The organism is Streptomyces sp. Tu 2975 (assembly GCF_009832925.1).
Classification (GTDB): domain Bacteria; phylum Actinomycetota; class Actinomycetes; order Streptomycetales; family Streptomycetaceae; genus Streptomyces.
On sequence record NZ_CP047140.1, the window covers coordinates 2,611,567 to 2,624,078 of the forward strand.

Below are 12,512 nucleotides of genomic sequence, written 5' to 3' on the forward strand. Positions count from 1 at the left end.
CGAGCTCCATGCGCTTGGCCAGGACGGGCCGGTGGCCTTGTCCCCCCTGGCGGATCCGCTGAGCGGCTACCTCTGACACGAGCCCGAGCTGCTCGACGAGGCCAGGAGGCTGGTCCAGGTGCGCCTGATCCGAGGGGGTAACCGGCAATCGCAGGGGGCCTTGTTTGCGGAGAAGTGGTCAGGTCAGCCCCGCGTTGCGCGCCCGTTCGACCGCCGGGCCGATGGCCTGGGCGACGGCTTCCACGTCGGCCTTCGTCGAGGTGTGGCCGAGGCTGAAGCGCAGGGTGCCGCGGGCGAGGTCGGGTTCGGTCCCGGTGGCGAGCAGGACGTGGCTCGGCTGGGCGACGCCGGCGGTGCAGGCGGAGCCGGTGGAGCATTCGATGCCCTGGGCGTCGAGCAGCAGGAGCAGCGAGTCGCCTTCGCAGCCGGGGAAGGTGAAGTGCGCGTTGGCGGGCAGCCGGTCGTCCGGGTCGCCGCCGAGGATCGCGTCGGGGACGGCGGTCCGCACGGCGCGTACGAGGTCGTCACGCAAGGAGCCGATGTCGCGGGCGAACTCCTCGTGGCGTTCGGCGGCCAGCCGGCCGGCCACGGCGAAGGCGGCGATGGCCGGGGCGTCGAGGGTGCCGGAGCGTACGTGGCGTTCCTGGCCACCGCCGTGCAGGACGGGGACGGGGCTGTACTCGCGTCCGAGCAGCAGGGCGCCGATGCCGTACGGACCGCCGATCTTGTGGCCGGAGACCGTCATCGCGGCGAGTCCCGACGCGGCGAAGTCCACCTCGATCTGACCGAACGCCTGGACCGCGTCGGCGTGCAGCGGTACGTCGAACTCCTTCGCCACAGCGGCGAGTTCGGCGACCGGCATGACCGTGCCGATCTCGTTGTTGGCCCACATCACGGTGGCGAAGGCCACGTCGTCGGGATTACGTCCGACGGCCTCGCGCAACGCCTCGGGGTGGACTCTGCCGTACGCGTCGACGGGCAGGTACTCGACGGTCGCCCCTTCGTGTTCGCTCAGCCAGTCCACGGCGTCGAGCACGGCGTGGTGCTCGACGGGGCTGGCGAGTACGCGGGTGCGGGCCGGGTCGGCGTCGCGGCGTGCCCAGTACAGGCCCTTCACGGCGAGGTTGTCCGCCTCGGTACCGCCCGAGGTGAAGACGACTTCACTGGGCCTGGCGCCGAGTGCCTCCGCGAGCGTCTCGCGGGCCTCCTCGACGGTACGGCGGGCCCGTCGCCCGGCTGCGTGGAGTGCGGAGGCGTTGCCGGTGACGGAGAGCTGGGCGGTCATCGCCTCGACGGCCTCCGGCAGCATCGGAGTGGTCGCGGCGTGGTCGAGGTAAGCCATGGTGGCCTCGATTCTACGAGGCTCCCCGGGGGCGCGGACGCGGCGCAGGGGTGCACGGACCTCGGGCCTGCGCCCCGGGCGGGGCGGGTGGGGGGCCGGGAGCGGCTCTGTCCCGGCCGGGACCGGTCGGCGGTCAGCCGCCGAAGCCCCAGACGACGGTGCCATTGACGGTCACGAGCACGGCGAGCACCACGAGATCGGCGATGCCGAGGGCGAGGCCGAGCAGTGCGCGGCCGCGGCGTACCGTGCCGCGACGGAGGGCCAGTGCCGCGAGCACGACGGCGGTGGGTCCGAGCACGATGTTCATGACGAGCAGCCCGACGAGGCCGAGCACGAAGGCCGCGACGGCCATACCGTCGGCGTCCTTGCGGCGTTCCTTCACGGGGTCGTCCGCCGGGCCGTTCACGGCCGTCGGAGCCTCCGGGGTCTCTTCGGTGCCGACCGCGGCGGACGCGCGGCGGTCGTCGCCGCGGTGCCGGGGACGTACGAGTTCGGCGAGTTGCATGATGTCTCTCCTTCCGGTTCCGGTACGAGGACTGTGCGCGCGGTTCAGTCGCGGCGGGCCCGGCCGCGCTCACGCACGGCGAAGACGAGCAGCCAGCAACCGATGGCGGAGGCCGCCACCAGCGAGACGGACGCGGGGAGTTGGACCACGGCGCCCAGCATGATTCCCAGCAGAAGAAGTGCTGCTACAAGGGCGATCATCGTCATCCTTTCGGCGACTTCTTGGTGAACACTTGTTAGTACGACTGTTCACTGACTGGTGAGTCTACTCTTCCCTTCTTCGGAGAACGGTTGTTTACTCGATGTCATGAGTCACACCGTCGGCATCCGTCAGGCCCAGAAGCAGAAGACCCGTCAGGCCCTCCTCGACGCCGCGTTGCAGTTGCTGGAGGAGCAGAGCCTGAGCAGTCTCGGGCTGCGCGAGGTCACGCGGGCCGTGGGTGTCGCGCCGACCGCGTTCTACCGGCACTTCCGCGACACGGCGGACCTCGGCGTGGCACTCGTCGAGGAGACGCTGGGCAGCCTGCACCTCACGATCGGGGAGGCGCTGCGGGAGCCCCACGACGAGGCCCGCATCGAACGGACCGTGGCACTGGTCGCCGGGCTCGTGCGCACCTCCCCCGCCCATGTCCGCTTCATCGCCCGGGAGCGGCACGGCGGCGTGGCGGCGGTCCGCGCGGCGATAGGCGAGCAACTCGACCGGTTCTCCGAGGAGGTGGCGGCCGCGTTCGCCGGCGAACCGGAGTCGGCCGGCTGGAGCGAGGAGGATCTCCGGATGCTGGCCGGCGTGTATGTCGACCACATGGTGATGACGGCCTCGTCCTTCCTGGAGGCCGGCCCCGGCGGCGAGGCCAAGGTCCGCGCCTCGGCCGTACGGCAGTTGCGCCTCATCAGCCTCGGTCGCCGGCACTGGCTGGACGGCCCCTGACCTTCCCGCCGGAAACGCGACGGCTGCCTTCCACCACAGCGGGTGGGAGGCAGCCGGAGTCGTTCCTGAGGGCGGGATGCGCCGATGCGGCAGGGACCGCAGCGACGACTACCGGCCCCGAGGGGCCTTGGCCAGCTGGCGGGACTGGGCCACCAGGCGGTCCGAGGAGTCCCAGACGTCGGCGTCCTCCTCCAGGAAGCCGCCCGCCAGGTTCCGCGTCGTGATCGAGACCCGCAGCGGCCCGGGCGCCGGGCGGCAGCGGATGTGGGTGGTCAGCTCGACCGTCGGGGTCCAGCCGGAGAGCCCGAGCTCGAACGACGTCGGCGGCAGCGCGTCCACCGTCAGCAGCAGGGACAGCGGGTCCGGGTCACGGCCGTCCGCGAGACCGAACCAGCCGCGCATCTCGCCCTTGCCGGAGGGCGCGCCGATCGCCCATCCGACGGTCGCCGGGTCCAGCTTGATGTCGAGCCGCTCGGTGATCGCGGAGCTGCCGGGGATCGAAGGCTGACCGTCGGCCGGTCCGAGGCACTGCTCGAGCGGCGGGATCGCCGGGGGCTCGGCGGTGGTGCGCACGTCGTCGGGCAGGGAGTCGAGGTCGCCGTAGGTGGCCAGCACGCGGATCCGTTCGACCTCGGTGCCGTCCTCCTCGTACTGGAAGAGGGACGCCTGACCGGTGGAGAGCGTGCGGCCGGTGCGCACGGTCTGGGTGCGGATCACCGCGGGCCCCGGCCGGGAGGCCGTGAGGTAGTGCGCGGACACGGAGAAGGGGTCGGGGTGCGGCAGCGCGTCGCCGAGCGCCCGGCCCATCAGAGCCAGCAGATAACCGCCGTTGACGGCGTGGATGATAGTCCAGCCCGCCGAGAGTTCCACGTCGTAGACGCCGTCCGTGCGCCGCGTGATCGCCGTGTCCCGGTCGAATTCACTGTTGCCGACGGTCGCCTGAGTCGCTGCTTCTGCCATGGCGGTACGGTACAACAAGTAACTACTAAGCGGTAGCTTTGTGCACCGGGTCAGGGGGGTGGGGCCGGCCGGCTGCTGCCCTTCGGTCGCGGGACCTCACTCGCTCGTCTCCGAACGCCGGTTCCAGGCACGCGGCGCCCGCCAGTGGAAACGCATCGCCAGCAACCGCAGGACGAACGCCGTCACCGCGGCCAGTCCGCTCGTGAACGGGTTCAGCGTCTCGAAGCGGATGCAGAGCACGACCATCGTCGCACCCACCATCGCCGGCACGGCGTACAGGTCACGGTCCCAGCGCAGCAGCGAGGGCACCTCGTTGGCCAGCACATCGCGCAGCACACCGCCGCCGACGGCCGTGGCGAGGCCGAGGGCGGCGGAGGAGGTGAGTCCGAGACCGTACTCGTACGCCTTGGTCGTGCCCGTCACGCAGAACAGGCCGAGTCCGGCCGCGTCGAAGACGTTGACCGCGACCTGGATCCGCTCCACGTGGGGGTGCAGGAAGAACACCAGCGCCCCCGCGACCAGCGGTGTGACGAAGTACCCGAGATCGGCGAAGGCCGCGGGAGGCACGGCCCCGATGATCAGGTCGCGCAGCAGCCCGCCGCCCAGCGCCGTGACCTCGGCGAGGACCGCCATGCCGAACACGTCGAAGTTCTTGCGGACGGCGAGCAGTGCCCCGAGATCGCGAAGACGAAGATGCCGACGAGCTCGAGAGCATGCTGGACGGAGGGCGTGAACAGTTCTTGGAGCACCGGACAGTTCTACAACGCCCGGTGCTCCAAGATGTGCGGCGGTCCGTCAGCCGGTCCTGGCCGACTGCGCGCCGGAGGCGTCCGACTCCGGAGCGTCGACGTCGTCGGCGTCGTCCGCCTTCGCGGGAGCGTCGGCGGCGTCGTCCTCGACCGGAGCCTCGGCCTTCGCGGGAGCGTCGGCGGCGTCGTCCTCGACCGGAGCCTCGGCCTTCGCCGGCTCCTCGGCCTCCGCGGAGTCCTGCTCCTGCGCCTTCTTCTTCTCCGCCGGCTCGTCCCCGGACGGCTGCGCCGGGATCGCGACCTTGTCGGCGTCGGGGCCCTCCGCCGCGACGGCCTTGGTCTCCGTGACCGCCTCGATGCCGGTCGGGCGCGTCAGCTCCAGCGTCCCCGCCTCGATCTCGGCCGCGAAGTGGCACGCCACCTTGTGCCCGTCACCGACGTCCGTCAGCATCGGGCGTTCGGCCGCGCACCTGTCCTGGGCCCAGGGGCACCGGGTGTGGAAGCGGCAGCCGGCCGGCGGGTTGGCCGGCGAGGGCAGGTCCCCTTGGAGCAGGATCCGCTCGCGGCGGTCCTCCACCTCGGGGTCGGGCACCGGGACCGCCGACATGAGGGCCTTGGTGTACGGGTGCTTGGGCCCCGCGTACAGCGCGTCGCTCGGCGCCTCCTCCACGAGGGAGCCGAGGTACATGACCCCGATGACGTCCGAGATGTGCCGGACGACCGCCAGGTCGTGGGCGATGACGAGGTACGTCAGGCCCATCGATTCCTGGAGCTCCTCCAGCAGGTTGATCACCTGCGCCTGCACCGACACGTCGAGCGCAGAGACCGGCTCGTCGCAGATGATCACGTCGGGCTCGAGGACCAGCGCGCGGGCGATGCCGATGCGCTGGCGCTGACCGCCGGAGAACTCGTGCGGGTAGCGGGAGAGCGCGTTGGTGGGCAGGCCCACCTTGGCGAGGATCTCCTTGATCCTCTCCCGGCGCTCGTCCTGGTCCTTGCCGATCCCGTGCGCGGCCATGCCCTCGCTGAGGATCGACTCGATGTTCTGCCGCGGGTTGAGGCTGCCGAGCGGGTCCTGGAAGACCATCTGCAGACGCCGGCGGTACCGGCGCATCTCCTCCTCCGGCAGCTTCGCCAGGTCCGTCCCGTCGAAGACGACCTCACCGTCGGTGATGTCCACGAGCCGCAGCACACCGCGGCCGAGCGTCGTCTTGCCGCAGCCCGACTCGCCCACCAGGCCGTACGTCTGACCGGCCTCGACCTTGAGCGACACACCGTCGACCGCGTAGACATGGCCGACCGTGCGGTTGAAGAGGACGCCCTTCCTGACGGGGAAGTGGACCTTCACGTCGTCGAGTTCGAGCAGGCTCATGCCGAGACCTCCGCCTTGGGCTTGGGAAGGACCGGGTTGACGCAACGCACCTGGTGTCCGGCCGCGCGTGGTTCGGTCAGTTCGGGTGTGCCGGTGAGGCACTCCATCGTGTAGTAGTCGCAGCGCGGCGCGAACGCGCAGCCGTCCGCCCAGGCGATCCGGTCGTTGATGGATCCGCGGATGGGGCTGAGCGGTTCGCCGCGCGGCGCGTCGAGCCGGGGGATGGACCCGAGCAGACCGTGCGCGTACGGGTGGGTGGGGTGCGCGAACAGTTCGCGGCGGCCCGCGGATTCGACGGCCCGGCCCGCGTAGAGCACGTTGACCTGGTCGCAGAGGCCGGCCACGACGCCCAGGTCGTGGGTGATCATCAGCAGGGCGGTGCCCTCCTGGTCGACCAGTTCCTTGAGCAGTTCCAGGATCTGCGCCTGGATGGTCACGTCGAGCGCGGTCGTCGGCTCGTCGGCGATCAGCAGCCGGGGAGCGCACGCGACGGCCATGGCGATGAGCGCGCGCTGGCGCATACCGCCGGACAGCTGGTGCGGGTACTCCTTGAGCCGCCGGCTCGGATCGGGGATGCCGACCCGGTCCAGCAGGTTCGCCGCTTCCTTGCGGGCGGCCTCGCCCTTGAGGCCGCGATGGCGCTCGAGGATCTCGGTGACCTGGACGCCGATGGGGACGACCGGGTTCAGCGAGGACAGCGGGTCCTGGAAGATCATCGCCAGCTGGCTGCCGCGCATGTCCCGCAGCTTGCGCGGGCTCATGCTCAGCAGGTCCTGGCCGTCGAACTCCGCGCGCCCGCCGACCTTCACGCCCTTGCCGGGCAGCAGGCCCATCAGGGCGAGCGACGTCACGGACTTGCCGCAGCCCGATTCTCCCACGAGGCCCACGACCTGGCCCTGGTCGACGTCGAACGAGACGCCGTCGACGGCCGTGGAGTCCTTGCGGCCCTTGGCGGTGAAGGTGACGCTGAGTTCTTCAACTGAGAGCAGTGCCATGGGACTTCAGCCTCGCAGCTTCGGGTCGAGGGCTTCGCGCATGGCCTCGCCGAGCAGGGTGAAGCCGAGGGCGGTGATGATGATGCCGATGGCGGGGTAGGCCGCCATCATCGGCTCGTTGTCGAAGAACCGTTCTGCCTGGGCGAGCATGACGCCCCACTCCGGGATGGCCGGGTCGGGGTTGCCGAGGCCCAGGTACGACAGGGCCGCGGCCTCGATGATCGCGGTCGCGAGGCTCAGCGTCGCCTGGACGATCACCGGGCTGAGCGAGTTCGGCAGGATCTGGGTGAGGACGATCCGCTTCTTCCGGATGCCGAGCGCCTTGGCCGCGAGCACGTAGTCGCTGCTGCCCTGCACCAGCATCGAACCGCGCAGCAGTCGCGCGAAGATCGGGATCTGCACGACGCCGACCGCGATCATCACGGTGGTCAGCGACTGGCCCATCACCGCGGCGATGGAGACCGCGAGCAGCAGCGACGGCAGCGAGAGCATGATGTCGGTGAAGCGCATGATCACGGTGTCGACGCGCTCGCCGGCCCTGCCGCCGAGGGTCGCCGCGGCGCCGGAGAGAACGCCGACGAGCGCGCCCACGATCAGACCGATGAGCATCGACACCACGCCGACCATCAGGGTCTGCCGGGCTCCGACGAGGATCCGGGAGAACATGTCGCGGCCGAGGTGGTCGAGGCCGAACCAGTTCTCGCCGCGCGCGCCGACGAACTGTCCCTTGTTGGCGAAGACTTCGCCGCGCCACGTCTGTGCGGACGGGCTGTGCGGGGCGAGCCACGGTCCGATGATCGCCAGGAGCACGAACAGCGCGATGATGACGGCGCCGATGATGGCCATCTTGCTGGCCTTGAGCCGCCGCATGGCCTCGCGCCACAGGCTCGCGCCGCTCGTGACCTCGGACGTCTGCATCAGCTCGGCGAGCCGGTCGATCTTGTCGGCCTTCTTCGTCATGGTCGTCACGTCAGTGCACCCGCACTCTCGGGTCGATAAGGCTGTACGCGAGGTCGACCAGGAGGTTGATGAGGACGTACACCATCGCGATGAAGAGGATGAACCCGACGAGCACCGGGTAATCGCGGGCGTCGATCGAGGTGCGGATGAAGTTTCCGATCCCGTTGAAGGAGAAGACCGACTCGGTCAGCACCGCGCCCGACAGCAGGCTTCCGGTCAACAGACCCACGGCGGTGACCACGGGCAGCAGCGCGTTGCGCAGCACGTGCCGGCCGCGGACGACCCGCTTGTCGAGACCCTTGGACTCGGCCGTGCGGACGTAGTCCTCACCGAGGACCTCGAGGACGCTGGCCCGGGTCATGCGCACGATGACGGCGAGCGGGATGGAGGACAGCGCGACGGCGGGCAGGATCAGATGGTGGATCGCGTCCAGGCTGGCGTCCAGCTCGCCGGTCAGCAGGCCGTCGAGGACGGCGAATCCGGTGATGTCGGTGGCGTCCATGCCGGTGTCGAGCCGTCCGTAGCTCGGGAACATCTGCAGCTGGACGGCGAAGATCCCCTTGAGGATCAGGGCGAGGAAGAAGACCGGGATGCAGATGCCGATGAGCGACCCGGACACCGCGCCGACGTCGAGCCAGCCACCGCGGCGCTTGGCCGCCAGGTAGCCCATCGGGATGCCGACAACGATGGCAATGAGGATCGCGACGATGCTGAGTTCCACCGTTGCCGGGAACCGCGTCGCGAACTCGTCCCACACCGGCTGACCGGTCTGGGTGGACGTACCGAGGTCCAGCTCGAAGATGCGCTTGAGGAAGCGCCAGTACTGGACGTAGACGGGCTGGTCGAGCCCGAGGGCCCGGTTGATACGCGCCACTTCGGCTTCGGTCGCCCGCTCGCCCAGGATCGCTGAGGCGGGTCCGCCGGGAAGCCGGTTCAGCCAGAGGAAGAGCAGAACCGACAGGCCGAGCAGGGTGGGTATGAGCTGTAGCAGTCTTCGTACGACGAGTCGCAGCACCCCGCGTGCCCCTTTCTTACGTGCGTCGATGCGGGTCCGCCCGGCCACCGAGGTTCTGTGGCCGGGCGGACCCGCTGGGGTTTCGATTACTTGAAGGAGACCTCGGCGAAGTTCTCCTGCGTCAGCGGGGAGACCTTCGGCGGGTTGACGTTCTTGGCGAACGCGATCGCCGGCGGGGAGGCCGAGATCGGGACACCCGGGACGTACTCCATGATCGTCTCGTTGGCCTTCTTGTAGGCCTCCACGCGACCCGCGGGGTCGGTGACCTTCGACGCGGCGTTCACGGAGTCGAAGACCTTCTTGTCGTCGAAGCCCCACTGCTTGTCGGGACCGGCGAACCAGGTGCCGATGAAGTTGTAGCCGTCGTTGAAGTCACCGGTCCAGCCCAGCATGTGCAGGGCGCAGGAGCCGGCCTCGGTGGCGTCCAGGTAGTCCGGGGCCCACTTCATGGCCTTCGGGGTGACCGTGATGCCGGCCTTCTCCAGGTCCGCCTTCATGCGCTCGAACATGTCCTGCGGCGCCGGCATGTAGGGGCGCGTGACCTCGGTCGGGTAGCAGAACTCGATCGAGAGCTTCTCCTCACCGGCCTTCTTGAGGAGCTCCTTGGCCTTGTCGGTGTCGAACGGGTAGGTCTTCACCTTGTCCGAGAAACCGGCGACCGTGTCGGGCATGAACTGGGTCGCGGCCTTGCCGCCCTCGGGCAGCTGCGTCTTGACGATGCCCTCGCGGTCGATGGCGTGCGAGATGGCCTGCCGGACCTCGAGCTTCTTCAGCGCGGGGTTCTTCGACTGCGTCATACCGACGTAGAAGATGTTGAAGACGTCACGGGTCGGGACCTCGTAACCCTCCTTCTCCAGCGTCTTCACATCGGCCGGAGCGACCAGGTCGTAACCGTCGATGTCACCGGCCTGCAGCGCCTGACGGCGGCCGGCCTCGGTGTCGATCGTGCGGAAGACCAGGTTCTTGACCTTGGCCTTCTCGCCCCAGTAGTCGTCGAAGCGCTCAAGGGTGACTTCCTTGTTGCCCTTGTTCCACTTCGTGATCTTGTACGGGCCGGTGCCGGCGACCGTGCCGGCCTCCTGGCTGTACTTGGGGTACGTGATCGCGTCGCCCTTGGCGGTCGCGTCCTGCTTCGCGTACTCCTTGATGGCCTTCGGCGAGTGGATCGCCAGCGCCTGGAGGGAGAAGCCGCCGGGCAGGTTCGCCGAGGGCTCGTTGACCTCGATGACCGCCGTGTTCTCGTCCTTCGCCGTGCAGGACTTGTAGTTCGGCTTGGGGGCTTCCTTGTCCTCGTTCTTGGCGAAGCCGCCCATGATGGTCTGCCAGTAGTAGGAGACCGCGCTCGACTGGTAGGTGCCCTTCCAGTTGAACCAGTGGTCGTAGTTCGCGCAGACCGCGGCGGCGTTGAACGCCTCTCCGTCGTGGAACTTGACACCCTTGCGCAGGTTGAACGTCCACACCTTGCCGGCCGGGTCGCTCGACCACGTCTCGGCGAGACCGCCGACGAGCTTGCTGCCGCCCGACTCGTGCTCGAGCAGGGCCTCGAAGGCCTGACGGGTGACCCGGAAGGTCTCACCGTCGCTCGCGAGAGCAGGGTCGAGGGAGCCGGGGTCACCGGCGCCGGCGAAGACGAACGTGTCCTTGTCGCCCCCCTTGTCACCGTCCTTGCCCCGCTCGCTGGCGCAGCCGGTGGCGATCAGGCCGACGGCCACCGCCGCCGTGATCGCCCGGACAGCTCCGGACTTGAATATTCGCATGGGTCCACCCCGAGGTTCCGCCGTGGGAGAGGTCTTGACGGCCGAACACTACAGACGGGAGACACCTGGGAGAACAGTCCGGATAGCGGTGATACCTACTCGAGACCCGGACACTCAACAAACCGGGCAGATACGGGACATCCCCGCCAGGCGAGTTAACACCCCTGACATCCGGCGGAGTTCGTTCCCGTCATTTCCGCAGCGGCCCAGCTCAGCGGGTGTGCGGCGGAGGATATCCGTACCCACCGCCGGCGGCCGGCGCCCCCGCGTGGGCGTCGCGGTCGTAGAAGGGGCGGGCATTGACGCGCATCCACATGGTGACCGGGTCGTACTCGTCGGACATGGCCACGGTCGACACCGGCAGACCGTCCGGCACGGCGGCCACCGACTGCCGCATCATCACCCGCACCGTCTCGACCGAGTGCGGGCCGGTGTCGTAGAGATCCAGACCGATGGCCAGGTACGCGGGCCCCACCGCGGGCTGCACCCAGGCACGCCGCAGCGAGCGGACGGCGGGGGTGCGGTGGGCGTTCTGTGTGAGCAGGGCGTAGAACTGCGGGATCTCGATCGCCGGGTCCGACAGCCGCAGCGGTCCCGCCGGCATCCGGTCCAGGCCCGTGGCGATACGGCGCAGATCCAGCCACGGCACACCCACACCGCCGCCGGGAGCGTGCGGGTTCAGCCAGATGCCCCAGTGGTCCGGGTAGAGGGCGCGGGCGATGTCCCGGCCGGTGGTGACCTCGTGCGCACGGTTCCAGCCGGAGACGGCCAGCTCCTGGGCGGAGGTGACACAAGGGGCGTAGCAGACGCCGTCGATCTCCATGTTGCCGTACTGGGCGTCGGGCGAGCCGGGCTGTCCGTGCCACAGCAGCATCCAGATCCGGCCGCCCGCAGGGTCGGCGAGGGCGTGCAGCAGCGCCTCGTACGCGTCGTAGCGGCCGGGAGTCACCTGGCGCAGCATGTGCTCGACCTGTCCGGCCGCCGCGGTGCCTGACGCACTCACCCTGTTCCGCCCCTCGTTCGGTCCCACCGTTCCGCACAGCCTCTGTCAGGCTGGTCAGGCCATCAAACCAGCTTAATCGGCCCTCCTGGCAAAGACTTGACCACAGGGTCTCTCTTTCGTGTCGGGTCCGAGCCCTACACGTGCTGTCGTTGATAGAAGGGGCGCACGCGCTCGAGCATCCAGTCGGCCACCGGATCCTGCGCGACGTCGAGAAGCACCAGGTTGACCGGCCACGGCGGCCGGACCCGGCCCATGGCCCGGCCGAGGGCGTCCATGGGGGCGTTGCGCTCGACGCCCTCCCAGGACGAGAGCTGCACACCGATGAAGAGTGTCGGCGCGTCGCCCTCGATGGAGGCGAGCGCGCGGCGGCCGGTCAGCACGACTCCGACGGCCTCGAACTCGCCGGCCGCGGCGGCGAGGAAGTCGACCGGCTCCTCCTGCCAGTCCGGCTCGAAGAGCCGTACCCGGCCGCCGGAGGCCGGACCCTCGAGCGGCGTCCGCCCCACCCGGCACAGTTCGGCGACCGCGGCGGGCGGCAGCGGGGCGCCCACGGCGCCGCCCGGGTTGACGGCGATGCCGAGCTGCGGCGGCAGCCCGCGGGCGAAGTCCCTGGCGGGCGCGACGGTGAAGGGCATATGGGCGCCGACGCACTGGAGGAACTGCTGCTCCGAGCTGAAGACGGGGACGTACGCGGCGCCGTCGATCTCCATGGTCGGCAGATCGAGGTCCCGGCTCTCCTGACTGCCGCCGTTGGGCAGCGGGACCCATATCGGGCTGCGGCCGAGCACCTCGACCAGGCGGCCGCCGGCCGCGGGGTTGCCGAGGGAGGCGGCGAGCACCTCTTCGAGCTCGTTGCCGGGCCAGCCGGTGCGGGGTATGTCCATGCGATGTCCTTCGTGCGTGCCCCAGCCGTGGGCGGTGCGTGGT

At 69.8% G+C, this 12,512-nt stretch carries 12 protein-coding genes and 1 pseudogene; 1 reads left to right on the forward strand and 12 read right to left on the reverse strand.

Going from position 1 to position 12,512, the window contains the following annotated elements; genetic code table 11:
* Nucleotides 1–178: 178 nt before the first annotated feature.
* The 3 genes from GLX30_RS11305 to GLX30_RS34330 all read right to left on the reverse strand — a co-directional run bounded on the left by GLX30_RS11305 (nucleotide 179) and on the right by GLX30_RS34330 (nucleotide 2,047).
* Nucleotides 179–1,342: a cysteine desulfurase family protein gene (locus GLX30_RS11305; RefSeq protein WP_159686840.1), complete on the reverse strand. Its 1,164-nt coding sequence runs from the start codon at nucleotides 1,340–1,342 to the stop codon at nucleotides 179–181.
* Nucleotides 1,343–1,475: 133 nt separating this feature from the next.
* Nucleotides 1,476–1,847, reverse strand: coding sequence for a hypothetical protein (locus GLX30_RS11310; RefSeq protein ID WP_159686842.1), 372 nt, complete (start codon nucleotides 1,845–1,847; stop codon nucleotides 1,476–1,478).
* A gap of 44 nt (nucleotides 1,848–1,891) precedes the next feature.
* A complete protein-coding gene (locus GLX30_RS34330; RefSeq protein WP_167306813.1) occupies nucleotides 1,892–2,047 on the reverse strand; it encodes a hypothetical protein in 156 nt (51 codons plus the stop codon).
* Between the two features lie 106 nt (nucleotides 2,048–2,153).
* On the opposite strand from GLX30_RS34330, the gene GLX30_RS11315 reads away from it, so the two are divergent.
* A complete protein-coding gene (locus tag GLX30_RS11315) occupies nucleotides 2,154–2,774 on the forward strand; it encodes a TetR family transcriptional regulator (RefSeq protein ID WP_159686845.1) in 621 nt (206 codons plus the stop codon).
* Nucleotides 2,775–2,882: 108 nt separating this feature from the next.
* Here GLX30_RS11315 and GLX30_RS11320 read toward each other — a convergent pair whose 3' ends face one another.
* From GLX30_RS11320 to GLX30_RS11360, 9 genes and pseudogenes are all read right to left on the reverse strand, one after another.
* Nucleotides 2,883–3,734 carry a thioesterase family protein gene (locus tag GLX30_RS11320; protein WP_159686849.1) on the reverse strand — a complete coding sequence of 284 codons (852 nt, stop codon included), beginning with the start codon at nucleotides 3,732–3,734 and terminating at the stop codon, nucleotides 2,883–2,885.
* Between the two features lie 96 nt (nucleotides 3,735–3,830).
* Nucleotides 3,831–4,483, reverse strand: a pseudogene (locus tag GLX30_RS11325) (trimeric intracellular cation channel family protein).
* A gap of 46 nt (nucleotides 4,484–4,529) precedes the next feature.
* Nucleotides 4,530–5,855, reverse strand: a complete 1,326-nt coding sequence (locus tag GLX30_RS11330; RefSeq protein WP_159686853.1) for an oligopeptide/dipeptide ABC transporter ATP-binding protein — start codon at nucleotides 5,853–5,855, stop codon at nucleotides 4,530–4,532.
* Nucleotides 5,852–6,850, reverse strand: a complete 999-nt coding sequence (locus GLX30_RS11335) for an ABC transporter ATP-binding protein (RefSeq protein ID WP_159686858.1) — start codon at nucleotides 6,848–6,850, stop codon at nucleotides 5,852–5,854. The genes GLX30_RS11330 and GLX30_RS11335 overlap by 4 nt, the downstream gene beginning before the upstream one ends.
* 6 nt (nucleotides 6,851–6,856) lie before the next feature.
* Nucleotides 6,857–7,810 (reverse strand): ABC transporter permease, encoded by a 954-nt coding sequence (locus tag GLX30_RS11340; RefSeq protein WP_159694983.1) that lies wholly within the window; start codon nucleotides 7,808–7,810, stop codon nucleotides 6,857–6,859.
* Nucleotides 7,811–7,820: 10 nt separating this feature from the next.
* A complete protein-coding gene (locus GLX30_RS11345) occupies nucleotides 7,821–8,825 on the reverse strand; it encodes an ABC transporter permease (RefSeq protein ID WP_159686863.1) in 1,005 nt (334 codons plus the stop codon).
* Nucleotides 8,826–8,911: 86 nt separating this feature from the next.
* Nucleotides 8,912–10,582 (reverse strand): ABC transporter substrate-binding protein, encoded by a 1,671-nt coding sequence (locus tag GLX30_RS11350; RefSeq protein WP_159686867.1) that lies wholly within the window; start codon nucleotides 10,580–10,582, stop codon nucleotides 8,912–8,914.
* Between the two features lie 211 nt (nucleotides 10,583–10,793).
* Nucleotides 10,794–11,585 carry an enhanced serine sensitivity protein SseB C-terminal domain-containing protein gene (locus GLX30_RS11355; protein ID WP_159686870.1) on the reverse strand — a complete coding sequence of 264 codons (792 nt, stop codon included), beginning with the start codon at nucleotides 11,583–11,585 and terminating at the stop codon, nucleotides 10,794–10,796.
* 134 nt (nucleotides 11,586–11,719) lie between these two features.
* Entirely contained in the window at nucleotides 11,720–12,469 is a 750-nt protein-coding gene (locus GLX30_RS11360; protein WP_159686874.1) for an enhanced serine sensitivity protein SseB, read from the reverse strand.
* Nucleotides 12,470–12,512: the final 43 nt, after the last annotated feature.